Genomic DNA, 25776 nt, shown 5'->3' on the forward strand with positions numbered 1-25776 from the left:
GCCACCGGCGGTGCATGGCCCGGGGCGCCGGTCAGGCAAGCGTGGCACGGCGCCGTAAAATCGGCGGCTTTGGCGGCCTTCAGGCCGCACCCCACAGCCTCCCCCCGCTGAAGGCTTTCTGCAAAAGCTCCCAAAGGAATCAGGAAATGAGCTCGATCCCCCCCTCGCTCGACGACCGTGACGGCAAGATCTGGATGGATGGCGAACTCGTGGACTGGCGCGACGCCAAGATCCACGTGCTGAGCCACACGCTGCACTACGGCTGCGGCGCCTTCGAGGGCGTGCGCGCCTACAAGACGGCCGACGGCGGCACGGCGATCTTCCGCCTGGCCGAGCACACCGAGCGCCTGTTCAACAGCGCCAAGATCCTGCGCATGAAGATCCCGTTCACGCAGGAACAGCTCAACGAGGCCCAGAAGCAGGTCGTGCGCGAGAACAAGCTCGAGAGCTGCTACCTGCGCCCGCTGATCTGGATCGGCTCCGAGAAGCTCGGCGTGAGCCCCAAGGGCAACAAGATCCACGCCATGGTCGCGGCCTGGTCCTGGGGCGCCTACCTCGGCGAGGAAGGCATGCGCCGTGGCATCCGCGTGAAGACCTCGAGCTACACGCGCCACCACGTCAATATCACGATGACGCAGGCCAAGACGGTCAGCAACTACACCAACTCGATCCTCGCCAACATGGAAGCGCTGGACGACGGCTACGACGAGGCACTGCTGCTCGACGCGAGCGGCTTCGTGTCCGAAGGCGCGGGCGAGAACGTGTTCGTGGTCAAGAACGGCGTGGTCTACACGCCCGACCTGTCGGCCGGCGCCCTCAACGGCATTACGCGCAACACCATCCTGCACGTGTGCAAGGACCTCGGCATCGAGCTGGTGCAAAAGCGCATCACGCGCGACGAGGTCTACATCGCCGACGAAGCCTTCTTCACCGGCACCGCGGCCGAAGTCACGCCGATCCGCGAACTCGACCGCGTCGAGATCGGCAACCGCGGCGACGGCGGCGCGCGCGGCCCGGTCACCGAGAAGATCCAGGCGGCCTTCTTCGACATCGTGAACGGCAAGAACCCCAAGTACGCCCACTGGCTCACGAAGGTCTGAAGAACATGTCCACCACTGCAGTCGTCGAACTCCTCGCGAAGGAGCTCAACCACCAGGGCGGCGTGTTCTGCCCCAGCCCCAAGGCCGACATGAAGCTCTGGAACAGCCACCCCAAGGTCTACCTGGACGTGGCGCGCACCGGCGAGGCCAGGTGCCCGTACTGCGGCACCACCTACCGGCTCAAGGCCGGCGAGGTGGTGTCGGCGCGGCACTGACGCAACCTTAGAAAAAGAGACCGGGGGAGGCCCGGAACATCCATGAAGATCAACGTCGCGATCACGATGGAGATCCGGGCCGATGCACGGCAATCGATCTGGTTCAACGGCGCCAACCAGCACTGCGTGTACCTCTACATGCTGCTGAAGCGCTCGCCGCTGGTGGGCGAGGTCTGGCTGGTGCACGGCGACGGCGTCGCCGCCTATGCCGAGGGCATGATGCTCGGCGAACTGGCTGGCGCGCTGCGGCCGCTCTCGGCGGTGGTCCACCAGACCGACCTGCTGATCGAGATGAATGCGCTGGTGCACCCGACGCACGTCGAGGCGGTGCGCCAGCGCGGCGGGCATTGCGTGTCGTACCGCTTCGGCAACGACTACGTGGTGGCGGTCGAGACCATCAACTTCCAGGCCAATCCCTGGCTGCCGAACCCGCACCGCGTGCAGTTCGACGAGCTCTGGACCAACCCGCAGCACGCCCACACCTGCAAGAGCTACTTCGAGGCCGTGTACCGCGCGCCGGTGCATGTGCTGCCGCACGTGTGGTCGCCGTACTTCCTCGAGCAGAGCCTCGCGGCCAATGCCGAACTCAAGGCGCGCTTCGGCTACCGCAACCAGGGCCGGGCCAAGCGCATCGCCTTCTTCGAGCCGAACCTCAACGTGGTGAAGAGCTCGCTGATCCCGATGCTGGCGGCCAACGAATGCCACGTGCGGCGGCCCGAGCTCGTGCAGCACGTGTACATGACGAACACCTTCGACAAGAAGGAGAACACGGCCTTCAAGCACATCGCGCTGGGGCTGCGCATGGTGCAGGACGGCAAGGCCACGGCCGACCCGCGCGGGCCCTTCGTCGAATGGGCCGCGCACCACACCGACATCGTGGTGTCGCACCAGTGGGAGAACGGCCTCAATTACCTGCTGTACGAGGCGCTCTACGGCAACTACGCGCTGGTGCACAACTCGCCGTTCCTGCGCGAGGTGGGCTACTACTACCCCGAGTTCGAGGTCTTCGAGGCGGCCGCCGCGATCGAGCGCGCGGCCGAGACGCACGATGCGCAGCTCGCCGTGCAGGCCGAAGCCAACGCGGCCTTCCTGCGCACGCTCGATCCGGCGCACGCGCCGAATATCGAGGCGCACGACGCGCGCATCAGAGCGCTTTTTTCGAACTAGGCCTCGGCCACGCGCACCACGCGCTTGCCGAAGTTGCGCCCCTGCAGCAGGCCGATAAAACCGGCCGGCGCGTTCTCCAGGCCCTCGACGACGTCTTCCATCGGCTGCACCTCGCCGCGTGCGATCCAGTCGCCCATCTCGCGGCGGAAGGCCTCGAAGCGATCGCCGTAGTGGTCGAGGATGACGAAGCCCTGCATGCGGATGCGCTTCTGCAGCAGCGAGGCCATCAGCAGCGGCAGGCGGTTCGTCCCCTGGGTTTCGCCGTCGGCGTTGTAGTCGGCGATATGGCCGCAGACCGGCACGCGCGCGCCGATGTTGAGCAGCGGCAGCACCGCATCGAACACCGGTCCGCCGACGTTCTCGAAATAGACATCGATGCCCTTCGGGCAGGCCGCGGCGAGGCGCTCGGCCAGCGCGGGATCGTGGCGGTCGAGGCAGGCGTCGAAGCCCAGCGCCTCGACCGCGTGGCGGCACTTGTCCGCGCCGCCCGCGATGCCGACCACGCGTGCGCCCTTCAGGCGCGCGATCTGGCCGACCATCGCGCCGACCGCGCCGGTGGCCGCGGCCACGACCACGGTCTCGCCGGGCTTCGGCTGGCCGATGTCGAGCAGGCCCACGTGGGCGGTGAAGGCCGGCATGCCGAGCGCGCCCAGGGCGAGCGAGGGGCGCGCCATGTCGCCCAGCGGCATCAGGTCCTGGCCGTCGGACAGCGCGTAGTCCTGCCAGCCGGCATTGCCGAGCACGAGTTCGCCGGCGCGGAATTGCGGGTGCTTCGAGGCCACGACGCGGTTGACCGTGCCGCCCACCATCGGCTGGCCCAGCGGCACCGAGGCCGCGTAGATCGGTGCGACCTCGTCCATCAGCTGGCGCATGTAGGGGTCGAGCGAGAGGTACAGCGTACGCAGCAGCACCTGGCCCTCGGCGGGCACGGGCACGGCGCCCTCCTCGAGGCGGAAGTGCGCGGGCGTCGGCAGTCCGCGCGGGCGCGCGGCGAGGACGAGGCGGCGGTTGACGGTGTCGCTTTGGGGCATGGGCAGGGGCTCCTGGGTGGTGGAAGGGCGATGACCTGGCAGGTAATTAGACCGGTCGTCTAGAAAAGGGCCGCAAAAAAGCGGGAGCGACATCGGTCGTCCCGCCTTTCAGCCGACCGGGGTGGGAACGGGGGCCAGACCCAGCGCCTGCCGGGTGCCGGCCATGGTGCGGTCGAGCGGCGCGCGGTCGCGCGCGATCTTCGCGAGCAGGCTGGCGCCGAGCCAGCTCTGGTAGAGCGAGACGGCCTGAGTCTGCGCGGGATCGACAGTTTCGGCGGCCGGCAGCGAGCCGTCGCCCCGGCCGGTCTCGATGCAGCGCGCGAGCCGGTCGGTGATTTGGCGGATGCCGCGGTCCAGCGCCGCGCGCATGGTCTCGGACAGGTCGCAGACCTCGGCGCCCAGCTTCACCACGAGGCAGCGGCTCTGGGCGTCATCGCCGGTCTGCGAGTCGAGCCAGTCCTGGAAGTAGGCGACCAGCTGCTGCGCGCCCGTGCCCGACTCGGCCAGCAGGGCGTCGGTGCGCGCGAGGTAGTCGCTGAAATAGGCCTCGAGCACCGCCTCGCCGAAGGCCTCCTTCGAGCCGAAGTAGTGATAGAACGAGCCCTTCGGCACCTTGGCCAGGCTCAGCACCTCGGCCAGCCCGACGGCCGTGAAGCCCTTGCGCAGCAGCAGCGGATGCGCCACGTCGAGGATGTGGCGGCGAACGTCGGGAGGCGTGGCGACGGCAGTCATGGCGCCGGACTCTAGCGCCGATTAGACCAGTCGTCTAGTACGAAATCCCGGAGTCAGCCCGGTGCCGCCGCGCGCTTCGAGGCCTCGGATTCGCTGCCGATCCGCCGGCCCGGCCAGAGGTCGCGCCAGGGCTCGGGGTCCTGCCGCTCCTGCGCCAGCCGCAGGTAGACCATCGCGATCCACAGCAGCGCCAGCCCGATCTGGGCGTCGCGCAGCGCCGAGTTCACGCAGGAGGCGATCAGCGCGATCAGGGTCGCGGCCAGCGCATAGCGGCCCGCGATGTCGGGCCGCTTCCAGGCCTGCCAGACGGCCGCGACCATGATCGCGAGCAGGCTCAAGAGGCCCGGCAGGCCGCCCTGCGCGCCCATCCAGAGGAAGTCGTTGTGCGGCATGTTCGAGTCGGCGAACAACGCGGGGCCGCGCTGGTGCCACTGCTCGGTCCAGCCGCCGATGCCCCAGCCGGTGAGCGGCCGGTCGGCGATCATGCGGCCGGTGTCGCGGTACATGAAATAGCGGATGACCATGCTGCCGTGGAAGATCTCGCCGGCCTGCGCCTTCTCGATCTCCTGGATGCCGACCTCGACCTTCTGCTGCAGCTGCGGCAGCTGGTAGAGGCCCGCACCCAGCACCACGGCGCCCACGATCAGCGCCGCCGACAGCGCCTTCAGGTGGCTGCGCCACTGGTGGATGCAGACCAGCGGCAGCACCAGCAGCAGCGCCAGTACCGAGGTGCGCGAGGTCAGCGGCAGCGCCACCACCGCCATCAGCAGCAGCACCAGCCCGAAAGCCGGCAGCGCGCGCAGCGGCCGGTGCGCCGCGATCTGCGACAGGCCCCAGACCGCCGCCGTCGATGCCACCACGCTGAACAGCAGCGCATTGCTGATCGACTTGTTGCCGACCTCCATCACCACGCCGCGCAGCGGCGCCCAGATGTGGAAGCCGCCGACCGCGTAGAACACCACCACCAGCAGCAGGTTGAGCGCCGAGATCAGCAGGAAGCCGCGCAGCGCCCACATCGCCTCGTCGCGCGCGAGCGCCATCGCCATCAGCAGCGTGGCCGCGATGCGCAGCCCGTGCACCAGGTTCGAGGGGGTCTCGGGGTAGTGCGGCCGGATGGCCAGCACGATCAGGGTCCAGGCCACATAGGCCACGACCGGCCACCACAGCGGATTGGCGCGCAGCCGCGCGATGCGTTCGCGGCCGCTGCCCGCGACCAGCAGGGCGACCAGCAGCAGCAGGGCCGAGAGGTAGGTGACGCCGACCGGCATGTACACCGCGAGCCCCCAGAACATGGCCGCGGGCCGGACGATGTGCGATCTCTGCATAGGGCGCGAATTCTAGGGGGCCGGATTCCGGCGCAACCTGACTTCACCCCGGGGCGCGCGGGGCTTGGCCGCGCCGTGCTTCAGCCGCGCGGCAGCCGGATCACGAAGCTCGCGCCGCCGCCGGGCCGGTCCTCGCAGCGCACCGTGCCGCCGTGGCGCTCGGTGATCGACTTGACCAGCGCCAGCCCGAGGCCGACGCCGCCGTTGCGCTCGCTCGCGCCCGGCAGCCGGTAGAAGGGCTCGAAGATGCGCTCGCGCAGCGCGGCCGGCACGCCCGGGCCGCGATCGTTCACGCGCACCGTGGCCTGGCCGTCGGCGCTGCCGAGCTCGACCGAGATCTCGCCGGCGCCGTAGCGGCGCGCGTTCTCGAGCAGGTTGCGGATCACGCGGCGCAGCAGCCGCGAGACGCCCGGCACGGTCAGCGCGGCGTTGTCGGTGCCTTCCACCAGGTCGAGCTCGGCATCGACGCGCGCACATTCCTCGGCGGCCAGGCCGGTCAGGTCGACCGCCTCGATGGTCCCCATGTCGGCCTCGCTGGCGTCGAGCCGGCTGGCCAGCAGGATCTCGTCGATCAGCTGGTCGAGCTCGGCGATGTTGCGCGAGATCTCGGCGCGCGCCGCGGGGCTCGGCTGGTCGCCCATGAGCTCCAGGCTCATGCGGATGCGGGTCAGCGGCGAGCGCAGCTCGTGCGAGGCATTCGCCAGCAGCGACTTGTGCGAGCGCACCAGCTGTTCGATGCGCACCGCCGATGCATTGAAGCGCTTGGAGAGATCGGCCACTTCGTCCTGCCCTTCCTCGGTGACGCGCACCGACAGATCGCCCTCGCCCCAGCGCTGCACGCCGCGCTGCAGCGTCTCGAGCCGCTTGGTGAGCCGGCGCACGATCGGATAGACGCCGAGCGCCACCGCCACGCCGACCAGCGCGATCATCCAGCCCAGGCCGAAGGGCGTGCGCCAGGGCGCGAAGCCGCTGGTGCCGGTGGCGCGCTCGCGCGGCGCCACGCGCAGCGTGATCTCCTTGCCGTCGCTGAGCGTCACGTCGAATTCCAGCCCCTGGCCCGGCACGCGCAGCGCCTTGCCGGCGCCGATCTGCTTGTCCTGCGCGTCGAGCACCACCACCTCGCGCGGCACCGGCGCCAGCCGTTCGCGCTCGGCCTCGGCCGCCACGCGCACGATCCAGTTGGCCATCAGCGTGAGGATCACCACGCCGCCGACCACCGCGAGCCAGATGCGCACGTAGAGGTGGCGGGAGTACAGATTGATCATGGGGAGGTGGGGAGTGCGGCGGCCGGGGCCGGCCGCTTTTTCTGGAGAGGTGCCACGCGCGGGACGGAAATCACCCGTCGGCCGTTCAGTCCTGCTGCTTGGCGAACACGTAGCCCACGCCGCGGACCGTGAGGATGCGCTTCGGATTCTTCGCGTCGACCTCGATCGCCGCGCGGATGCGGCCCATGTGCACGTCGATCGAGCGGTCGAAGGCCTCGAGCTCGCGGCCACGCACGGCTTCCATGATCTGGTCGCGCGTCAGCACCCGGCCCGCGCGCTCGGCCATCGCGACCAGCAGGTCGAACTGGTAGGAGGTGAGGTCGGCCACCTGGCCGGCCACCGAGACGGTGCGCGCGTTGCGGTCGATCTCGAGCGTGCCGAAACGCATCATCGACGCGGCCTCGGCCTCGGTGCTGCTCTCGCCGCGGCGGCGCAGCACGGCGCGGATGCGCGCCAGCAGCTCGCGCGGCTCGAAGGGCTTGGGCAGGTAGTCGTCGGCGCCGATCTCCAGGCCAATGATGCGGTCCATCGGGTCGCCCTTGGCGGTCAGCATCAGCACCGACACCTTGGAGATCGCGCCCGGCAGCGCGCGGATGCGGCGGCAGACCTCGAGGCCGTCGGTGTCGGGCAGCATCAGGTCGAGGATGACGAGGTCGGGCGCGTGCTGCTGCAGCTGCTCGAGGCCGCTGGCGCCGTCGCCGGCATGGTTGAAGCCGAAGCCCGACTGGGTGAGGTATTCGCCGACCATCTGCGCCAGGCGCTGGTCGTCTTCGATCATCAGGAGTTGGGGGGTGCTCATGCGCTTCATGGTGTTCCACCGGGAGCAAGCTGGCTTGAACGCTCCGTAAAGTTGGGTAAACCTGGTGCCGCGGTGTCAACCGGCCGGCACTGCGAAAAGCATAGCGCCGTCGTCCTGCGCGCCCGCCGAAAGCCGCTCCGCGCCGCGGTATTCGGGCTGCGCGAGCAGGGCCTCGAGCGCTGCGGCCTCGAGCGCCGGGTCGCAGTCGCGCGCCCGCGCCAGGATCTCGCCGGCCAGCCGGCGCTGCTGCGCGGTCGAGGCCCGGATGCGCGCCTTGAAGGCCGCGTCGTCGAGCCGGTCGTTGAGGCTGCGGTTGAGCTCGGCGAACCATGGCATCGCGGCCTGGTCGAGCATCGCCGCGCGGTTGCGCTTGTCGCTCGCGCCCGACCAGACGCGCAGCAGCGCCTGCACCGCGAGGTTGAGGCGCTGGCAGTGCTGCAGCTCGTCGCGCACGCTGCCCAGCAGCGCCAGGTCGGTGAGCCGGCCCTGGAAGAAGATCTGCGACAGCACGCCCCAGTAGTAGGCATAGTCCCAGATCACCTTCACCGGCAGCACCTCGGGATCGCCGAACAGCGGGTACTGGTCTTGGTAGAGCGCCAGCGTGCTCTCGTAGAACGAGTGGTAGATCTGGTCGTAGAGCTGCGCGCGCGCCTCGATCGAGCGGCCGCGCCGGTCGTGCGCGATCAGGTCGGTGATGTAGGTGTTGCCGATCGCGATGAAGTCGCTGCCCGGCGAATAGAAGGGATCGAGGAACAGGCCGGCCTCGCCGGTCAGTGCCCAGCGCCGGTCCGAGAACACCTGCTTGCAGCCGTACGAGAAGTGGCGCAGGAACGCGAAGTCCTGCAGCAGGTGGCGCTTGCCGTCGAGCGCCTCGTAAAGCCGTGGCTGGTAGGTCGCGAACCAGGCCATGGCCTTGTCGAAGGTGTCGATGGTGGCCAGCGGATGCAGCTTCTGGTCGGCCACGATGCCCACCGAGTGCGAGCCCGAGGCCAGCGGGATCAGCCACACCCAGTAGCCCGCGCCCACCAGGTGGTTGGTCGACAGCCAGCGCGCCTGCGGATCGCAGCGCGCGCGCCAGGCCTCGTCGTCGCTCCAGTGATCGATGGTGATGCGCTCGCCGATGCGGAACCACACGGCGTTCACGTCGTGGTCGTTGGGCTGCGCCAGCCCCAGCTTGCGCTTGAGCAGGCCGGCGCGCCCGCAGGCGTCGATCAGCCAGCGCGCCTCGGTGTCGCGCGTTTCGCCGCCCTGGGTCCATTGCAGCCGGTGGTGGGTGGCGCCGTCCTCGGCCAGCTCGATGCGGCGCACGAAGGCGTCGTCGGCGAAGTGCACGCCGTGGCGCGCGGCCTCCTGCGCGAGGTAGTTCTCGAGGATGCCGCGGTCGATCTGGTAGCTGGGCACCGACAGGTAGCGGCTGGCGCCGATCTCGGTCACGCCGTCGATGTCGGTCCGGCCCTCGCTGAAGAAGAAGCGGAAGCCGAACTTGCGCAGCTGCGCGTTCTCGAAGTGCGGCTTCAGGCCCAGCACGGTGTCGAAGTAGTGGGCGCCGATCTCGACCGACGATTCGCCCACCTTGTGCGCCGCATGCGGCACCGGGTGCGCGCGGCGCTCGAGCACCAGCACCGAGAGGTCGTCGAAGCGCTGGCGCAGCTGCAGCGCGAGCGTGAGCCCTGCCAGACCGCCACCCATGATCACTGCGTCGTAACGAGGGGCGGTCGGCTTCATTCGGGGTTTTCCGTCAATGCCCGCCGGGCCGCAGTAGCAGTCTCAGCGAGAGGGTGGGGGACAGCGGCAGCGTCACCGGCGCATCGGTGCGGCCGTCGAGCCGCGCCAGCGCCTCGAACAGGCCGAGCGCCTGCGCCATCGGGTTGACCTGCGCGAGCGTTTTCGCCGCCTCGGAGGTGGGCGCCGTGCCGACCGCGCCGTCGCTGGCCAGCGACCAGTCGAGCGCCGCCACCGTGCGTTCGGTGGGCTCGGGCGCCAGCACCAGCGCCAGCGCGAGCTGGCCCTGGCTGCCCGTCACCGCCGCCAGCGGGCCGGAGGCGGGCGCGTCGTAGCCCACCAGCAGCACCGCCTCGCGGTCGGCCGCGCACTGCGCCGCGGCCTCGAGCAGGGCCGCGCCGAAGCTGCTGTCGTAGGCCGAGATCGAATTGCTCGCGGCCATGCAGCCGGTGCCGATGGTCCAGTAGCCCACGGCGGCGTTGTGCACCGAGTTGTGGAAGCGCGTGGGCGACAGCACCGAGGGATCGGTGGCGAGCGTGCTGCACATGTAGTCGTTGATCGACAGGTCGCCGTGCGCCGAGACGAACACGCAGGGCAGGTCGGCGGCCTGCCGGCCCGAGCCGGCGATGGCGGCGGCCGCCACCTCGAGCGCCAGCGCCACGGTGTCGGGCGCGCGGCGGCGCTCGGCCGGGGCCAGCACCTGCGGCGCCGGGCGCTTGGCCGGCGGATCGGTGAGCGCGCCCTCGCCGCGGAAGGCCGCGCGCGCGGCCTCCCAGCCGGGCAGGGTCGGGGCCCAGAAGGCCGGGCCCTCGATGTAGATCGTCGGTGTCGTGCTCATGCGCCCATCGCCTTGCCGAACACCAGTGCGCAGTTGTTGCCGCCGAAGCCGAAGGAATTGGAGAGCGCGTAGCGCACCTCGCCGTGCGCCGGCGCGAGCCGGATCTGCGGGCCGAAGCCCGGGTCCAGCGCGGCCGAGTTGACCGTGCCCGGCATCAGGCCGCGCTCGATCGCCAGCAGGCTGATCACCGCCTCGACGATGCCCGCGGCGCCCAGCGTGTGGCCCGTGAAGCCCTTGGTCGAACTCGCATGCGTGCGCGCCGGGAAGCGCCGTGCCACCAGCGCGCCCTCGACCTCGTCGTTCTTCTGGCTCGCGGTGCCGTGCATGTTGATGTAGTCGATCGCCTCGGGCGCGAGGCCGGCGCGCGCCAGTGCCTCGTCGAGCGCGCGCTCGGCGCCCAGGCCCTCGGGATGCGGCGTCGACATGTGGTGCGCGTCGCTGGCCTCGCCGTAGCCCAGCAGTTGCAGCCCGGTGGCGGAAGAAGCATCGGCGCGCTCGAGCAGCGCGAAGCCCGCGGCCTCGCCCAGGCTGATGCCGTCGCGCTCCGGATCGAAGGGCCGGCAGGGCCCGCCCGACACCAGCTCGAGCGAGTTGAAGCCGAACAGCACGCTGCCGCACAGCGTGTCGACGCCGCCGACCACGGCCGCGTCGACCAGGCCCAGGCGGATCAGCCGCTCGGCCGAGGCGAACACCTTGGCGCTCGACGAGCAGGCGGTGGAGATGGTCTCGCTCGGCCCCTCGAGGCCCAGCACTTCCTGCACGAACATCGCGAGCGAATGCGGCGTGTGCACCGCCGGGCGGCGCTGCGCGGGCGGGAAATGGCCGTCGGCGTCGAGCTGGGTGTAGGCCAGCTCGGTCTCGCCGATGCTCGAGGTCGAGGTGCCGAGGATCAGCGCGATGCGCGCCGCGCCATGGCGCCCGCGCGCCGCGGCCACCGCCTCGAGGAAGCCGTCGGCCTGCAGGCCGAGCCAGGCCAGCCGGTTGTTGCGGCAGTCCCAGCGCGCGAAGGCCTCGGGCAGGCGGATCTCTTCGAGGCCGTCGACGCGGCCGATCCAGGTCGGCAGCGGCGCGGGGCCGAAGTCGTTGGCGCGCAGGCCGCTGCGCGAATGTTCGAGCGCTTCGGCAAGCGGCTCCTTGCCGACGCCGACGGCCGAGGTGGCCGTGTAGGCGCTGATCTGGAGGGGGGGAATGCGGGCGGGCACGGTGTGGGCGTGGCTGGGCGGTGACGCGGTTGGAGGAGTAGTTCTTGTGGTCGGGTCTGGGGAAAGCAGCGCAAAGCCTACCAGTTGCGGGGGTGGGGCCGTGTCGGCGGTTTCCTATGGGGCCGGGTCAGGATTTCCCGCTGTCCGCACGCGCGGCCAGCGTGCGCGAGGCCAGCGCCACCAGCACCAGCACCGGCACGCCGAGCAGGGCGGTCGCATAGAAGAAGGTGCTGTAGCCGTAGGCGTCGACGAACACGCCCGAGTAGCCGGCGATGAACTTCGGCAGCAGCAGCATCAGCGAGCTGAACAGCGCGTACTGCGTGGCCGAGTAGCTGATGTTGGTGAGGCTCGAGAGGTAGGCGATGAAGGCCGCCGAGGCGATGCCGCCCGCGAGGTTGTCGGCCGAGACCACGGCGATCAGCGCCGTCAGGTCGTGGCCGCGCGAGGCCAGCCAGGCGAACAGCAGGTTGCTCGCCGCGCTGAGCACCGCGCCCAGCATCAGCACCCGCATCACGCCCAGGCGCATCGACAGCACGCCGCCGACGAAGGCGCCCACCAGCGTCATGACCACGCCGTAGATCTTGCTGACCGTGGCCACCTCGTCCTTGGTGAAGCCCATGTCGACGTAGAAGGGGTTGGCCATGATGCCCATCACCACGTCGCTGATGCGGTAGATCGCGATCAGCGACAGGATCAGCACCGCCTGCCACTTGTAGCGGCGGATGAAGTCGGCGAAGGGCTCGACCAGCACGTCGCGCAGCCATTCGGCGGCATTGCGCGGCGCCGACAGCGAGCGCTTTGCGGGCTCGGGCGACAGCAGCACCGTGAGCACGCCCACGAACATGGAGCCGGCCATCACGAGGTAGGCCGTCTTCCAGGCGCCGTTCTGGTAGGCCGCGCCGGCCGCCGCGCCCACCGCTGCCGCGGCCGGCGCGACCTCGGCCCAGGCCGCCACCCACAGCACCCCGGCCCCGGCCCAGATCATCGCGAGCCGGTAGCCGGTCTGGTAGGCGGCCGCCAGCGCCGCCTGCTTGCGGGTTTCGGCCGACTCGATGCGGAAGGCGTCGAGCGCGATGTCCTGCGTGGCCGAGCCGAAGGCCACCAGCAGCGCGCACCAGATCATCGGCATGAGCCCCTGGCGCGGATCGTTGACCGCCATGCCGACCAGCCCCGCGATCACCATCCCCTGCGCCAGCAGCAGCCAGCCGCGCCGGCGCCCGAGCAGCGTGGTCAGCGGCGGCAGCGGCAGCCGGTCGACCAGCGGCGCCCAGACCCATTTGAAGCCGTAGGCCAGCCCGACCCAGCTCAGGTAGCCGATGGTGGCGCGGTCGATGCCGGCCTCGCGCAGCCGGAAGCTCAACGTGCCCAGCACCAGCAGCAGCGGCAGCCCGGCCGAGAAGCCCAGTGCCAGCATGCGCAAGGTGGCGGGTTCGAGGTAGACCTTCAGGGCGTCGCGCCAGGGCGGCGAACCGGCGGCGGTGGATTCGGCGGGCGGGACGGAAGACATGTGGGGGCGATTGTCCATGAGCGCCGCGCCTGTCGGCCGCCGGGTCATCCACCAAGACGTCTTCATTTGTTCCTATCATCCGGCCCCATATGTGCACACGCTGCGATCGCTCCGCCCCGGTCCCCTCCCATGCCTCGGCCTGGCAGCCGCGGCGCGCCTTCCTGCTGGCCGCGGCCGGCGCGGCATTGAGCGGGCCGGCACTCGCGCAGGTCGACGTCGGCAATGCCTCGGTGGCGCGCAACCTCGTGCCGGCCGACCGCATCGAGGCCGCGGGCGGCCAGCAGTACGGCGAGCTGCTGCAGCAGGCGCGCGCCAAGAACGCGCTCGCGGGCGACGGCAATCCGCAGCTGCAGCGGCTGCGTGCCATCGCCAACCGGCTGATCCCCTTCGCCACGCCCTGGAACAGCCGCGCGCGGCAATGGAAGTGGGAGGTCAACCTGATCGGCAGCAAGCAGATCAACGCCTTCTGCCTGCCGGGCGGCAAGATCGCCTTCTTCACCGGCATCCTCGACCAGCTCAAGCTCACCGACGACGAGGTCGCGATGGTGATGGGCCACGAGATGGCCCATGCGCTGCGCGAGCATGCGCGCGCCCGCATGGCCAAGAGCGCGGGCACCGGCGCCGCGCTCTCGATCGGTGCGCAGCTGCTCGGCCTGGGGCAGGTCGGCGACCTCGCCGCGCGCGCGGGCACCCAGCTGCTCACGCTCAAGTTCAGCCGCGGCGACGAGACCGAGGCCGACCTCGTCGGCCTGGAACTCGCGGCGCGCGCCGGCTACGACCCGAAGGCCTCGGTGTCGCTGTGGAACAAGATGGCCACGGCCTCGAAGAACCAGGGCGGGCTGAGCTTCCTCTCGACTCACCCGAGCGGGCCGGACCGGATCGCGAAGCTGCAGGCGAATCTGCCGAAGGTGGAGAACCTGTACCGGGACGCGAAGAAGAGCTGAGCGCCCTGTCTTCCTCCTTCCCCCTCTGGGGGAAGGCCGGGATGGGGGCTCCGGGCGGTGGACACGGTCAGCGCTGTTGCAAGGCCCGGCGCCCCCACCCCAACCCTCCCCCAGCGGGGGAGGGAGCCATACATAAATACCTGAGCGGCTGATGACATAGGCGCATCGGCAGCAGCCCGTGCGCGCTGGCACGCCGCTTGCATCTCGACTTGTACACAAGTTTGGATGCCTGATCATGGTGCATGACGAGAAAGACCTGGCCGCCGCGGCGTGGATCCTGCGTTTCGCGCAGCCGCTGACGCGCGAGAACGACGACACGCGGGAGGCCGCGCCCGCTTCCGCCTCCGCCCCGCTCGCGGGCCTGCGCTTCGCCGTCAAGGACAACATCGACGTCGCCGGCGTGCCCACCACCGCCGCCTGCCCGGCCTTCGAGCGCCTGCCGGCCGCCCATGCGGCCGTGGTGCAGCGGCTGCTCGACGCCGGTGCGTCGCTGCTCGGCAAGACCAACCTCGACCAGTTCGCCTGCGGCCTCAACGGCACGCGCTCGCCCTATGGCGAGGTCGGCAATGCCTTCGATGCACGCTACGTGTCCGGCGGCTCGAGTTCGGGCTCGGCGCGCGTGGTCGCCACCGGCGAGGCCGACTTCGCGCTCGGCACCGACACGGCCGGCTCGGGCCGCGTGCCCGCGGGCCTCAACAACATCGTCGGCCTCAAGCCCTCGCGCGGGCTGCTGAGCACCGCCGGCGTGGTGCCGGCCGCGCAGAGCGTCGACTGCGTCTCGATCTTCGCGCGCACGGTCGCGCTCGCGGTCGAGGTGCTGCAGGCCGCGCTCGGCTTCGATGCGCGCGATCCCTATTCGCGCGACATCGCGCTCGATGCCAGGCCCTTCCCCGCCGCCTTCCGCTTCGGCGTGCCCGACCGCCTCGCCTTCTTCGGCGACACGCTCGCCGAGGCCGCCTTCGCCGATGCTCGCCGGCGCCTCGAGGCGCTGGGCGGCACGGCCGTCACCGTGCCCTTCGCGCCGCTGGCCGAAGCCGCCGCGCTGCTCTACGACAGCGCGCTGGTGGCCGAGCGCTATGCCGCGGTGCGCGCCTTCTTCGACCGCCACGAGACCGAGGTCGTCGAGCCGGTGCGCGGCATCCTCGCGCAGGGCCGCGGCTACAACGCGGCCGACGTGTTCGAGGCCCAGACCCGGCTGCGCGCGCTCGCGCAGCAGGCCGAGCCGATGTGGCGCGACATCGACGTGCTGCTGGTGCCCACCGCGCCCACGCACTACACGCGCGACGCGATGCGCGCCGACCCGGTGGCGCTCAACCGCAACCTCGGCGCCTACACCAACTTCGTCAACCTGCTCGACTACGCCGCGCTCTCGGTGCCCAGCAGCCTGCGGCCCGACGGCCTGCCGTTCGGCATCACGCTGATCGGCCGCTGCGGCAGCGACCTCGCGCTGGCCGAGCTGGGCCAGCGCTACCACCATGCCACCGGCCTCGCGCAGGGCGCGACCGGCGAGCCGCTGCCCGCGCCGCGGCCGATCCGTGGCCTCGCGTCGGCGCAGGCCGCCACGCTGCCGATCGCGGTGGTCGGCGCGCACCTCAGCGGCATGCCGCTCAACGGCCAGCTCACCGAGCGCGGCGCCGTGCTGCGCGAAGCGATCCAGACCGCGCCGCGCTACCGCCTGTACGCACTGCCCGGGACCGTGCCGCCCAAGCCCGGCCTGCAGCGCAGCGCCGAGGGCGGCGCCGCGATCGCGCTCGAGGTGTGGGACCTGCCGCTGGCCGAGGTCGGCGGCTTCCTCGCGCTGATCCCCGCGCCGCTGGGCCTGGGCAGCGTCGAGCTGGCCGACGGCCGCTGGGTGCACGGCTTCATCTGCGAGGGCCATGCGCTGGCCGGCGCCGAAGAGGTCACGCGCCATGGCGGCTGGCGCGCCTACCTCGCGAGCCGCGCCGCCTGAATCCCTGTTGTCTTCGAACCCCGACCGAGGAGTCTTCCATGTCCATCTCCGACTTCCCTTCCACCGCCTCGCGCCGACAGTTGCTGCAGGCCGGCGCCGCCGGCCTCGCGGTGCTCGCCGCGCCGGCGATCGTGCGCGCCCAGGCGGCACCGAAGATCCGCGTCGGCTTCTGGCCGGTGGCCGCGGGCCTGCCCTTCTTCGCGGCGGTCGAGCGCGGCTTCTTCAAGGAAGCGGGGCTCGACGTGGAACCGCAGAAGTTCGCGGGCGCGCAGCAGGTGATGGAAGCCATGCTCGCGGGCCGCTGCGACGGCAGCGCCAACGGCACCGGCTCGGCCAACCTCGCGATCGGCGAGATCGCGCAGCCGGGCCTGTTCAAGATCTTCTGCACCAACCCGAGCAACGCGAAGTTCGTGCTCGACGAGTTCATCGTCGCCAAGGACAGCCCGATCAAGGCCATGGCCGAGCTCGCGGGCAAGAAGGTGGCCTCGGGCCCGGGCATCCAGAACGTCACGCTGTGCAAGACCATGCTCGAGCGCGCGGGCGCCAAGGGCGTGTCGGTCAGCGAGCTGCCGATCGGCCAGCACGTGGCCGCGCTGGTGGCGGGGCAGGTCGATGCCTGCTACACGCTCGAGCCCACGGGCACCGTGGGCCGCATGAACGGCACCACGCGCGTGCTCGAGGCCGGCGTGGTCGCGCGCTACATCCTCGGCGACCCGATGGCGCCCTGGCACGGCGGCGCCGCCAGCCTCACGACCGAGTTCCTCAAGAAGAACCCCGACGCCGCGAAGAAGTACATCGCCGCCTATGCGCGCGGCGTCGAGCTGGTGCGCGGCCAGCCCGACGAGGCGCGCCAGTACATGAAGGGCTACACCGCCATCGAGGGCAAGCTCACGGCCGAGGTGCCGCTGGCCTCGTACATGCTCTACAACGAGTTCAAGCCCAGCGACGTCGCCTACTTCCAGAAGTTCTACGACCTGTTCACCGAGAAGGGGATCTTCGAGAAGAAGGTCCTGGTGGACGGCCTGCTCTACAAGGCCTGACGCCATGGCCGACAGCAGCACCACCGTCTCCCCGTGGGCGCCACCCGCGGGCAACGCCGCCGCTTCCGCGGCACCGAAGGCGCCCGCCTGGGAGCGCTGGCTGCCGGCCATCGGGCCGGTCGTCCTGTTCATCGTCTGGGACCTGGTGGTGCGGCTCGGCTTCATCAAGCCGATCCTGCTGCCCTCGCCGGCCGACACCGTGGCCGCGCTCATCACCGGCCTGGCCGGCGGGCCGCTGCTGCTCGACTTCGCCGTCACCGTGTGGCGCACCGTGCAGGCCTTCGCGATCGCCGCCGTCGTCGGCATGCCGCTGGGCGTGCTGCTGGGCAGCAACGAGCGCGCCTACCGCAGCGTCGAGTTCCTGATCGACTTCTTCCGCTCCACGCCCTCGTCGGCGCTGATCCCGCTGTTCCTGCTGATCTTCGGCGTGTCCGACATCAACAAGGTGGCGATCGCGGCCTTCGGCGCGCTGCTGATCGTGGTGTTCAACAGCGCCTACGGCGTCATCAACGCGCGCAAGCAGCGCGTGATGGCGGCGCGCGTGATGGGCGCCTCGCGCTGGCAGATCTTCAAGGACGTGCTGGTGTGGGAGAGCCTGCAGCCCAGCTTCGTGGGCCTGCGCTCGGCGGTCTCGATGGCGCTGGTGATCGTGATCGTGGCCGAGATGTTCATCGGCTCCGACAACGGCCTGGGCCACCGCATCATCGACGCGCAGCAGGTGCTCAACGTCAAGAGCATGTATGCGGCCATCCTCGCGGCCGGCGCGCTGGGCTACGTGCTCAACATCCTCTTCCTCGTGGCCGAGCGCCGCATCGTTCATTGGAGCGGCCGATGAAAGCCACGCCCGACATCGTCGTCAACGGCCCCGTGTATGCCGACGTGCCCAAGCCGGTGTTCAAGCCCGGCCCGGCGGGCACCCACATCACCATCCGCGGCCTCACCAAGTACTTCGCGGGCTGGCCGCTGTACGAGAACTTCGACCTCGACATCCCCAAGCACCGCATCGTCTCGGTGTTCGGGCCCAACGGCTGCGGCAAGTCCACGCTGATCAACATGATCGCGGGCCTGATCCCCATCGACAGCGGCGAGATCCTGTTCGACGGCAAACAGCGCAAGGACACCAAGATCGGCTACGTGTTCCAGAACTACCGCGAGGCGATGTTCCCGTGGATGCGCACCATCGACAACATCGCCTATCCGCTGAAGCTGGAAGGCCGCAGCAAGGCCGAGGTCGATCGCCGCATGGAGGAGCTGGTCGCTTCCTTCGACGTCAAGTTCGACCTCAAGCGCTTTCCCTACGAGCTCTCGGGCGGCCAGCAACAGACCGCGTCGATCATGCGCGCGCTCGCGCCGAACCCCGAGGTGCTGTTCCTCGACGAGCCCTTCTCGGCGCTCGACTTCGAGATGACCCTGTTCATCCGCGAGAAGCTGCAGGAAGTGTTCATGCAGACCGGCACCACCATGCTGCTGGTCTCGCACGACCTCGAGGAGGCGGTGTACCTGGCCGACGAGGTGCTGCTGCTGACCAAGCGCCCGACCAAGGTGGCAGAGATCCTGCGCTATGGCGATGCGCGCCCGCGCACGGTCGAGACCCTGAGCACCGAGAGCTTCGTCGCGATGAAGAAGCTCAGCCTCGACATCTTCCAGCGCGAAGTGCGCCGTTGAGAGGAGCCGACGCCATGACGCCCGAACAGATCGAACGCCACGTCGACGCGGCCGCGGCCGCGCTCGGCCTCCCGCTCTCGCCCGCCCACCGCGAGGGCGTGCTGCGCTACTTCGCGCTCGCGGCCGGCTTCGCGGCCACCGTCGAGGCGGTGCCGCTGTCGGTGCACGACGAGGCCGCGGTGCAGTTCGTTCCGGTCTCGCCTTCGGAGGCCGGCCGATGAACGCCGCCAGCCTGATCGCCAGGGACGCGAGCGCCATGGCCGAGGCGGTGCGCCGCGGCGAGGTCAGCGCCGGCGCGCTGGCCGAAGCCAGCCTCGCGCGCATCGAGGCCACCGACGGCCGCGTCAACGCCTTCACCGCCGTGCTGCGCGAACGCGCGCTGCGCCGCGCGGCGCAGGTCGACGCCTCGCTGGCCTCGGCCACGGCCGAGCGCACGCGCGAACTGCCGCTGCTCGGCGTGCCCTTCGCGGTCAAGAACCTGTTCGACATCGCGGGCATCGCCACGCTGGCCGGCTCGAAGATCGAGCGCGAGGCCGCGCCCGCGAATGCCGACGCGCTGCTGGTGCGCCGGCTCGAGCGCGCGGGCGCGGTGCTGGTCGGCGCGCTCAACATGGACGAGTACGCCTACGGCTTCACCACCGAGAACAGCCACGAGGGCCCGACGCGCAATCCGCACGACCTCTCGTGCATCGCGGGCGGTTCCTCGGGCGGCTCGGGCGCGGCCGTGGCCGCGGGGCAGGTCGCGCTCACGCTGGGCTCGGACACCAACGGCTCGATCCGCGTGCCGGCCTCGCTGTGCGGCGTGTTCGGGCTCAAGCCCACCTTCGGCCGGCTGCCGCGCAGCGGCAGCTATCCCTTCGTCTCGAGCCTCGACCACCTCGGGCCCTTCGCGCGCTCGGCGCGCGACCTCGCGCTGGCCTACGACGCGATGCAGGGGCCGGAGGATCCCGCCGGCCGGCGCGACCCCGGCTGCACGCAGCGCGCGGTCGAACCGGTGGCGCCGTTGCTGGTGCGCGGCACGCAGGGCCTGCGCATCGGCGTGCTCGGCGGCTACTTCCGCGCCAACGCCGGCGCCGAGGCCAACGCCGCGGTCGACCGCGTGGCCGATGCGCTGGCCGCGCACGCCAGCGTCGAGCTGCCGCTGGTCGAGGCCGGCCGCGCGGCCGCCTTCCTGATCACCAACGCCGAAGGCGCGGCGCTGCACCTCGACGACCTGCGCCGCCGCGCGCACGACTTCGAGCCGCTGTCGCGCGACCGCTTCCTCGCGGGCGCGCTGCTGCCCGCCGCCTGGATCGCGCGCGCCCAGCGCGTGCGCCGCGTCTATGCCGAGGCGGTGGCGCGCCTGTTCGGCCGCTTCGACGTGCTGCTCGCGCCCGCCACGCCGAGCGCCGCCACGCCGGTGGGCGCCGAGCGCTTCGAGATCAACGGCCAGAGCCTGCCGGTGCGGCCCAACATGGGGCTGCTCACCCAGCCGATCTCGTGCATCGGCCTGCCGGTGTGCAGCGTGCCGGTGTGGGGCGCGCATGCGCGGCTGCCGATCGGCGTGCAGCTGATCGCCGCGCCCTGGCGCGAAGACCTCGCGCTGCGCGTGGCCGCGGCGCTCGAGGACGCGGGCGTGGCGCGCGCGCCCGTGGCCACCCTTTGACGACCGACGGACACCCCGCTTCATGACCACCCCCGAGATCAACCTGCCCGACGTGCTCGCCGAAGTCGAGGCCGTGTTCGCGCGCTACGAGCACGCGCTGGTGAACAACGAGGTCGAGGTGCTCGACGAACTGTTCTGGGCCAGCCCGACCACGCTGCGCTACGGCGCGACCGAGAACCTCTACGGCTACGAGGCGATCCAGGCCTTCCGCGCTTCGCGCCCCGCGCAGGGGCTCGCGCGCGAGCTGCTGCGCGTCGTCGTCACCACCTACGGCCGCGACTTCGCGACCGCCAACTGCGAGTTCCGCCGCGAAGGCAGCGAACGCACCGGCCGCCAGAGCCAGACCTGGATGCGCACGGACCAGGGCTGGCGCGTGGTCGCCGCGCACGTGAGCCTGCTCGGCGCCTGAGGCCCATTTCTTGCACCCCCACCTCCACCCACCCGAAAGCACAGCATGACGAGCCAACCCAATCGCCGCGATTCCCTCAAGACCCTGGCCGCCCTCGGCGCGGCCGGCACCCTCGGTGCGCTGAGCCCCTTCGCTCGCGCGCAGGCCAAGCCGCTCACCGTCGGCGTGATCTACGTCGGCGCGCGCGACGACTACGGCTACAACCAGGCGCACGCGCAGGCCGCGGCCGAGATCAGGAAGCTGCCCGGCATCAAGCTGGTGGAGGAGGAGAACGTGCCCGAGACCGCGGCCGTGCAGAAGACCATGTCGGGCATGATCGCGCAGGACGGCGCCAAGCTGCTGTTCCCGACCTCCTTCGGCTACTTCGATCCGCACATCCTGGCCGTCGCGCCCAAGAACCCCGACGTGCGCTTCTCGCACTGCGGCGGCCTCTGGACCGAGGGCAAGCATCCGAAGAACGTCGGCAGCTTCTTCGGCTACATCGACGAGTGCCAGTTCCTCAACGGCGTGATCGCCGCCCACATGACGAAGAGCAACAAGATCGCCTTCGTCGCGGCCAAGCCGATCCCGCAGGTGCTGCGCAACATCAACGCCTTCACGCTCGGTGCGCGCTCGGTCAAGCCGAACATCACCTGCAGCGTGATCTTCACCGGCGACTGGTCGATGGCCGTGAAGGAGGCCGAGGCCACCAACAGCCTGGCCGACCAGGGCTGCGACGTGTTCACGATGCACGTGGACGGCCCCAAGGTGGTGGTCGAGACGGCCGCCAAGCGCGGCAAGATGGTCTGCGGCTACCACGCGAGCCAGGCCAAGCTCGCGCCGAACGCCTACCTCACGGGCGCCGAGTGGAACTGGCTCACCGCCTACAAGACCGCGATCGAGGCCGCGCAGACCGGCAAGCCGCATCCCAACTTCCTGCGCGGCGGCCTGAAGGAAGGCTACGTGAAGATGTCGGCCTACGGCCCCATGGTGCCGGACGCCGCGAAGAAGCAGGCCGACGACATCAAGGCGAAGATGATCGCGGGCACCTTCGACATCTTCAAGGACGGCATCAAGGACAACAAGGGCGCGGTGGTGGTGCCCGCGGGCAAGGTGCTCAAGCAGACCGACCTCGAGCTCGAGAAGATGAACTACCTGGTCGAGGGCGTGCTCGGCTCCGTCTGAGCGCAGCGCCGTCCATCGCATCGCCATGCGCAACGCGCTCAAGGAATTCGCCCTCCCGGTCTTCGCCATCGCGGCGGCGCTGCTGGTCTTCGGCCTGGTCGTCGCCTTCGCGGGCGTCGATCCGGTGGAGGTCTGGACCACGCTGTTCAAGGGCGCCTTCGGCGACTGGTTCTCGTGGCAGAACACGCTGCAGCGCGCGGCACCGCTGATGCTCACGGCCCTGTGCGTGGCGCTGCCCGCGCGCGCCGGGCTGATCGTGATCGGCGGCGAGGGCGCGCTGGTGTTCGGCGGCCTGGCCTGCGCGGCGCTCGCGCATGCACTGCCGTTGCCTTCGGGCGTGGCCGGCATCACGCTGCTGTGCATCGCGGGCGCGGCGGTCGGCGCGCTGTGGATCATGCTCGCGGGCTGGCTGCGCCAGTACCGCGGCATCAACGAGACCATCAGCAGCCTGCTGCTGGCCTACATCGCGATCGGCATCTTCAAGCACCTGGTCGAAGGGCCGCTGCGCGATCCCGCGAGCCTCAACAAGCCCTCGACCCACACCTTGCCCGACGGCCTGCTGATCGGCGGCATCGGCGGCTCCGACGTGCACTGGGGCCTGGTGGTCGGCATCGTCGCCTGCCTCGGGCTCGCGGCCTGGCTGCGCGCCACGCCCTCGGGCTTCTCGGTGCGCGTGGTGGGCGGCAACCCGCGCACCGCGCAGCTCGTGGGGCTGCCGGCCACGCGGCTGATCCTCGGCGCCTGCGGCCTCGGCGGCGCCTGCGCGGGCGTGGCCGGCGCGATCGAGGTGGCGGCGGTGCACACCAACGCCAACGCCTCGCTGATCGCGGGCTACGGCTACGCGGGCATCCTCGTTTCCTTCATCGCGCGCCACAACCCTGCGGCCATCGTGCCGGTGGCGATCCTGTTCGGCGGCTTCGGCGCCGCGGGCAGCCTGCTGCAGCGGCGCGTCGGCCTGCCCGATGCCTCGGTGCTGGTGCTGCAGGGCATCGCCTTCGTGCTGATCCTCGCGAGCGAGGGGCTGCGCACGGTCAACTGGAAGAAGTTCGGCGACCGCATGCTGCCCGAAGCCAAGCAGTACGACAGGAGCGCTGCAGCATGACCGCCGACCAGTGGATCGCGCTCGTGGCCGGCATCGTCGGCGGCGCACTGCGCGTGGGCGCGCCCTTCCTGTTCGTGAGCCTGGGCGAGTGCCTCACCGAGAAATCGGGCCGCATCAACCTCGGCCTCGAAGGCGTGCTGGTGCTGTCGGCCATGGCGGCCTTCGGCGGTGCCTACCTCACCGACTCGGCCTGGCTCGGCGTGCTGATCGGCGCCACGGCGGGCGCGGCGCTCGCGCTGCTGCACGGCCTCTTGTGTTCGCTCGACCGCGTCAACGACGTGGCCACCGGCATCGCGCTGATGCTGCTGGGCACCGGGCTCGCGTTCTACCTCGGCAAGCCGCTGATCCAGCCGCAGGCGCCGCAGATTCCCGCGATCCCGCTGGGCTTCTGGAGCGACAACCCGGTGGTGCGCTCGGCGCTCCAGCTCAATGCGCTGGTGCCGGCGGGCCTGGCGCTCGCGCTGCTGCTGTGGTGGGGCTTCGCGCGCACGCGCATCGGCCTGCTGGTGCGCATGGCCGGCGATTCGGCGCAGGCCACGCGCGCGCTCGGCTATTCGGTGTCGGGCCTGCGCATCGCGGCCACCACCGCGGGCGGCTTCATCGCGGGGCTCGGTGGCGCCTCGCTCACGCTGTTCTATCCGGGCAGCTGGAACGAGGGCATCTCGAGCGGCCAGGGCCTGATCGCGGTGGCGCTGGTGATCTTCGCGCGCTGGAGCCCGCTGCGCTGCGTGGGCGCGGCCTTCCTCTTCGGCGGCGCGGGCGCCATCGGTCCCGCGCTGCAGTCGATCGGCATCGGCTGGGGCTACCACCTCTTCAACACCGTGCCCTACGTGCTCACGCTGGCGATCCTGGTGCTGACCTGCCGTCCCGGCAGCGCGGCCGCGGGCAGCCCCGGCGAGCTGTCGGCCACCAGGAACTGAGCTTCGACATGACCACAGAACCCATCACACAAGGACAACGCCCATGAGCGGCCTCGGCGGACTCAACAAATCGGCCAACGGCGTCGTCGTCGGCCTGGTGCAGCTGCAGCTGCCGAACGTGAAGACGCGCGCCGAGCTCGCGGCCCAGACCGCGCGCATCTGCGCGCTGGTGGGCAAGGCGCGCCGCAACCAGTCGACCATGGACCTGGTGGTGTTTCCCGAGTACGCGCTGCACGGCCTCTCGATGGACACCAACCCCGAGATCATGTGCACGCTCGACGGCCCCGAGGTCGCGGCCTTCAAACAGGCCTGCATCGAACACCGCATCTGGGGCTGCTTCTCGATCATGGAAGCCAACCCGCGCGGTAACCCCTACAACAGCGGGCTGATCATCGACGACCAGGGCGCGATCCGGCTCTACTACCGCAAGCTGCATCCGTGGGTGCCGGTCGAGCCCTGGGAGCCCGGCAACCTCGGCGTGCCGGTGTGCGACGGCCCCAACGGCAGCAAGCTCGCGCTGATCATCTGCCACGACGGCATGTTCCCCGAGATGGCGCGCGAGGCCGCGTACAAGGGCGCCGAGATCATCCTGCGCACGGCCGGCTACACGGCGCCGATCCGCCATGCCTGGAAGATCACCAACCAGGCCAACGCCTTCTGCAATCTCGCCTACACGGCCAGCGTGTGCCTGAGCGGCAGCGACGGCAGCTTCGACTCGATGGGCGAGGGCATGTTCTGCAACTTCGACGGCACGGTGCTGGTCGAGGGCGGCGGCCGCGTCGACGAGATCGTCACGGCCGAGCTGCGGCCCGACCTGGTGCGCGAGGCGCGCACCGGCTGGGGCGTGGAGAACAACATCTACCAGCTCTACCACCGCGGCTACGTGGCGGTGAAGGGCGGGGCGCAGGACTGTCCCTACACCTACATGCGCGACATGGCCGCTGGCACCTACCGCCTGCCCTGGAGCGCCGAGGTGAAGGTGACCGACGGCACGCCTTGCGGCTTCGCGCCGCCCGAACGCAGCTACGCAGGACCCGAGCAATGAGCGCCACCGATACCGCCGCCGTGCAGCGCCACGTCGCGGCCGAACCCTATGCCTGGCCCTACAACGGCGCGCTTCGGCCCGACAACACGGCGCTGATCGTGATCGACATGCAGACCGACTTCTGCGGCAAGGGCGGCTATGTCGACGTGATGGGCTACGACCTGTCGCTGGTGCAGGCGCCGATCCAGCCGATCGCGCGCACGCTCGCGGCGCTGCGGCCGTTGGGCTATCACGTGATCCATACGCGCGAGGGCCACCGACCCGACCTCGCCGACCTGCCGGCCAACAAGCGCTGGCGCTCGCGCCAGATCGGCGCCAACGGCGTGGGCATCGGCGACGACGGTCCTTGCGGGCGCATCCTGGTGCGTGGCGAACCGGGCTGGGAAATCATTCCCGAGCTCGCGCCGCTGCCCGGCGAGACCGTGATCGACAAGCCCGGCAAGGGCTCGTTCTATGCCACCGACCTCGAGCTGATCCTGCGCACGCGCGGCATCGAGAACCTGATCCTCGCGGGCATCACCACCGACGTCTGCGTGCACACCACCATGCGCGACGCCAACGACCGCGGTTTCGAATGCCTGCTGCTGTCGGACTGCACGGCGGCGACCGACCATGGCAACCATCTCGCGGCGCTCAAAATGATCACGATGCAGGGCGGGGTGTTCGGGGCGCATGCTTCGTCGCAGGCTTTGTTGGCGGCGTTATGAGGACGGGTCATTCGGTTCGTGTCATGGGGACGGGCTTTCAACGGCCGGGGCGCGATCACGCCACTGGGGTGCCTTGCTCCGCGAATGTCCCCCGGCCTTCGGCCTCCTCCTTGATTTCGCTGCGCAAGGCACCCCAGCGACGTGATCGAGGGGCGCAGTGCCTGTGCGGGCCGCACCACCGCTGCGCTCTTCGTGCACAGGGCGTCGGGTACTCCCCGCAGCGAAATCAAGGAGGAGCCGAAGGCGGGGGACATTCGCGGAGGGGAGTACCCGGCGGCCTG

At 70.5% G+C, this 25776-nt stretch carries 25 protein-coding genes; 16 read left to right on the forward strand and 9 right to left on the reverse strand.

Annotated elements, in window-relative coordinates; translation table 11 throughout:
• Nucleotides 1-146: 146 nt before the first annotated feature.
• From AC07PU_RS15235 to AC07PU_RS15245, 3 genes are read left to right on the forward strand one after another with little or no spacing between them, the layout of a single operon-like run.
• On the forward strand, nt 147-1100 hold the full coding sequence (locus AC07PU_RS15235) for a branched-chain amino acid transaminase (protein ID WP_093344017.1): 954 nt from the start codon (nt 147-149) through the stop codon (nt 1098-1100).
• 5 nt (nt 1101-1105) lie between these two features.
• Nucleotides 1106-1315 carry a zinc-finger domain-containing protein gene (locus AC07PU_RS15240; protein ID WP_057592770.1) on the forward strand — a complete coding sequence of 70 codons (210 nt, stop codon included), beginning with the start codon at nt 1106-1108 and terminating at the stop codon, nt 1313-1315.
• 42 nt (nt 1316-1357) lie between these two features.
• On the forward strand, nt 1358-2482 hold the full coding sequence (locus tag AC07PU_RS15245) for a DUF2827 family protein (protein ID WP_495318532.1): 1125 nt from the start codon (nt 1358-1360) through the stop codon (nt 2480-2482).
• Here the strand turns inward: AC07PU_RS15245 and curA are convergent.
• From curA to AC07PU_RS15290, 9 genes are all read right to left on the reverse strand, one after another.
• On the reverse strand, nt 2479-3513 hold the full coding sequence (curA, locus tag AC07PU_RS15250) for an NADPH-dependent curcumin/dihydrocurcumin reductase (RefSeq protein ID WP_495318534.1): 1035 nt from the start codon (nt 3511-3513) through the stop codon (nt 2479-2481). The genes AC07PU_RS15245 and curA overlap by 4 nt on opposite strands.
• 108 nt (nt 3514-3621) lie before the next feature.
• Nucleotides 3622-4245, reverse strand: a complete 624-nt coding sequence (locus AC07PU_RS15255) for a TetR/AcrR family transcriptional regulator (protein ID WP_495318536.1) — start codon at nt 4243-4245, stop codon at nt 3622-3624.
• 53 nt (nt 4246-4298) lie between these two features.
• Nucleotides 4299-5570 (reverse strand): O-antigen ligase family protein, encoded by a 1272-nt coding sequence (locus AC07PU_RS15260; protein WP_093344023.1) that lies wholly within the window; start codon nt 5568-5570, stop codon nt 4299-4301.
• Between the two features lie 80 nt (nt 5571-5650).
• Nucleotides 5651-6835: an ATP-binding protein gene (locus AC07PU_RS15265; protein ID WP_395349371.1), complete on the reverse strand. Its 1185-nt coding sequence runs from the start codon at nt 6833-6835 to the stop codon at nt 5651-5653.
• Nucleotides 6836-6920: 85 nt separating this feature from the next.
• The gene (locus tag AC07PU_RS15270) at nt 6921-7643 is read right to left on the reverse strand and encodes a response regulator (protein ID WP_093344026.1); all 723 of its coding nucleotides are present in this window, start codon (nt 7641-7643) and stop codon (nt 6921-6923) included.
• Between the two features lie 66 nt (nt 7644-7709).
• Entirely contained in the window at nt 7710-9359 is a 1650-nt protein-coding gene (locus AC07PU_RS15275) for an NAD(P)/FAD-dependent oxidoreductase (protein ID WP_495318539.1), read from the reverse strand.
• Nucleotides 9360-9372: 13 nt separating this feature from the next.
• Nucleotides 9373-10194 (reverse strand): beta-ketoacyl synthase chain length factor, encoded by an 822-nt coding sequence (locus AC07PU_RS15280; protein ID WP_495318541.1) that lies wholly within the window; start codon nt 10192-10194, stop codon nt 9373-9375.
• Nucleotides 10191-11396: a beta-ketoacyl-[acyl-carrier-protein] synthase family protein gene (locus AC07PU_RS15285; RefSeq protein ID WP_495318543.1), complete on the reverse strand. Its 1206-nt coding sequence runs from the start codon at nt 11394-11396 to the stop codon at nt 10191-10193. Before AC07PU_RS15285 ends, AC07PU_RS15280 begins: the two co-directional genes overlap by 4 nt.
• Nucleotides 11397-11523: 127 nt before the next feature.
• Nucleotides 11524-12903, reverse strand: a complete 1380-nt coding sequence (locus tag AC07PU_RS15290) for an AmpG family muropeptide MFS transporter (RefSeq protein ID WP_495318545.1) — start codon at nt 12901-12903, stop codon at nt 11524-11526.
• An 89-nt stretch (nt 12904-12992) separates the two neighbouring features.
• On the opposite strand from AC07PU_RS15290, the gene AC07PU_RS15295 reads away from it, so the two are divergent.
• From AC07PU_RS15295 to biuH, 13 genes are all read left to right on the forward strand, one after another.
• Nucleotides 12993-13847: a M48 family metallopeptidase gene (locus AC07PU_RS15295; RefSeq protein ID WP_495318547.1), complete on the forward strand. Its 855-nt coding sequence runs from the start codon at nt 12993-12995 to the stop codon at nt 13845-13847.
• A 235-nt stretch (nt 13848-14082) separates the two neighbouring features.
• Complete coding sequence (atzF, locus tag AC07PU_RS15300) at nt 14083-15798, forward strand: allophanate hydrolase (RefSeq protein WP_495318548.1); 1716 nt, start codon at nt 14083-14085, stop codon at nt 15796-15798.
• A 38-nt stretch (nt 15799-15836) separates the two neighbouring features.
• On the forward strand, nt 15837-16838 hold the full coding sequence (locus AC07PU_RS15305; RefSeq protein WP_495318549.1) for an ABC transporter substrate-binding protein: 1002 nt from the start codon (nt 15837-15839) through the stop codon (nt 16836-16838).
• A gap of 4 nt (nt 16839-16842) precedes the next feature.
• Nucleotides 16843-17673, forward strand: a complete 831-nt coding sequence (locus tag AC07PU_RS15310; RefSeq protein WP_495318551.1) for an ABC transporter permease — start codon at nt 16843-16845, stop codon at nt 17671-17673.
• Nucleotides 17670-18503 (forward strand): ABC transporter ATP-binding protein, encoded by an 834-nt coding sequence (locus AC07PU_RS15315; RefSeq protein ID WP_203203762.1) that lies wholly within the window; start codon nt 17670-17672, stop codon nt 18501-18503. Before AC07PU_RS15310 ends, AC07PU_RS15315 begins: the two co-directional genes overlap by 4 nt.
• A gap of 14 nt (nt 18504-18517) precedes the next feature.
• Nucleotides 18518-18724, forward strand: a complete 207-nt coding sequence (locus AC07PU_RS15320; protein WP_296732973.1) for a DUF4089 domain-containing protein — start codon at nt 18518-18520, stop codon at nt 18722-18724.
• Nucleotides 18721-20148 carry an AtzE family amidohydrolase gene (locus AC07PU_RS15325; protein WP_495318554.1) on the forward strand — a complete coding sequence of 476 codons (1428 nt, stop codon included), beginning with the start codon at nt 18721-18723 and terminating at the stop codon, nt 20146-20148. Before AC07PU_RS15320 ends, AC07PU_RS15325 begins: the two co-directional genes overlap by 4 nt.
• A 22-nt stretch (nt 20149-20170) precedes the next feature.
• The gene (gene hpxZ / locus AC07PU_RS15330) at nt 20171-20557 is read left to right on the forward strand and encodes an oxalurate catabolism protein HpxZ (RefSeq protein ID WP_495318556.1); all 387 of its coding nucleotides are present in this window, start codon (nt 20171-20173) and stop codon (nt 20555-20557) included.
• A 45-nt stretch (nt 20558-20602) separates the two neighbouring features.
• Complete coding sequence (locus AC07PU_RS15335; protein WP_203203766.1) at nt 20603-21721, forward strand: BMP family ABC transporter substrate-binding protein; 1119 nt, start codon at nt 20603-20605, stop codon at nt 21719-21721.
• Between the two features lie 25 nt (nt 21722-21746).
• Nucleotides 21747-22823 (forward strand): ABC transporter permease, encoded by a 1077-nt coding sequence (locus AC07PU_RS15340; protein WP_495318558.1) that lies wholly within the window; start codon nt 21747-21749, stop codon nt 22821-22823.
• Nucleotides 22820-23743: an ABC transporter permease gene (locus AC07PU_RS15345; protein ID WP_495318560.1), complete on the forward strand. Its 924-nt coding sequence runs from the start codon at nt 22820-22822 to the stop codon at nt 23741-23743. The genes AC07PU_RS15340 and AC07PU_RS15345 overlap by 4 nt, the downstream gene beginning before the upstream one ends.
• Nucleotides 23744-23786: 43 nt before the next feature.
• Nucleotides 23787-24788 carry a formamidase gene (locus AC07PU_RS15350; protein ID WP_495318562.1) on the forward strand — a complete coding sequence of 334 codons (1002 nt, stop codon included), beginning with the start codon at nt 23787-23789 and terminating at the stop codon, nt 24786-24788.
• Nucleotides 24785-25495 carry a biuret amidohydrolase gene (gene biuH / locus AC07PU_RS15355; protein ID WP_495318564.1) on the forward strand — a complete coding sequence of 237 codons (711 nt, stop codon included), beginning with the start codon at nt 24785-24787 and terminating at the stop codon, nt 25493-25495. The genes AC07PU_RS15350 and biuH overlap by 4 nt, the downstream gene beginning before the upstream one ends.
• Nucleotides 25496-25776: the final 281 nt, after the last annotated feature.

The organism is Variovorax sp. GW821-FHT10D07, assembly GCF_059415325.1.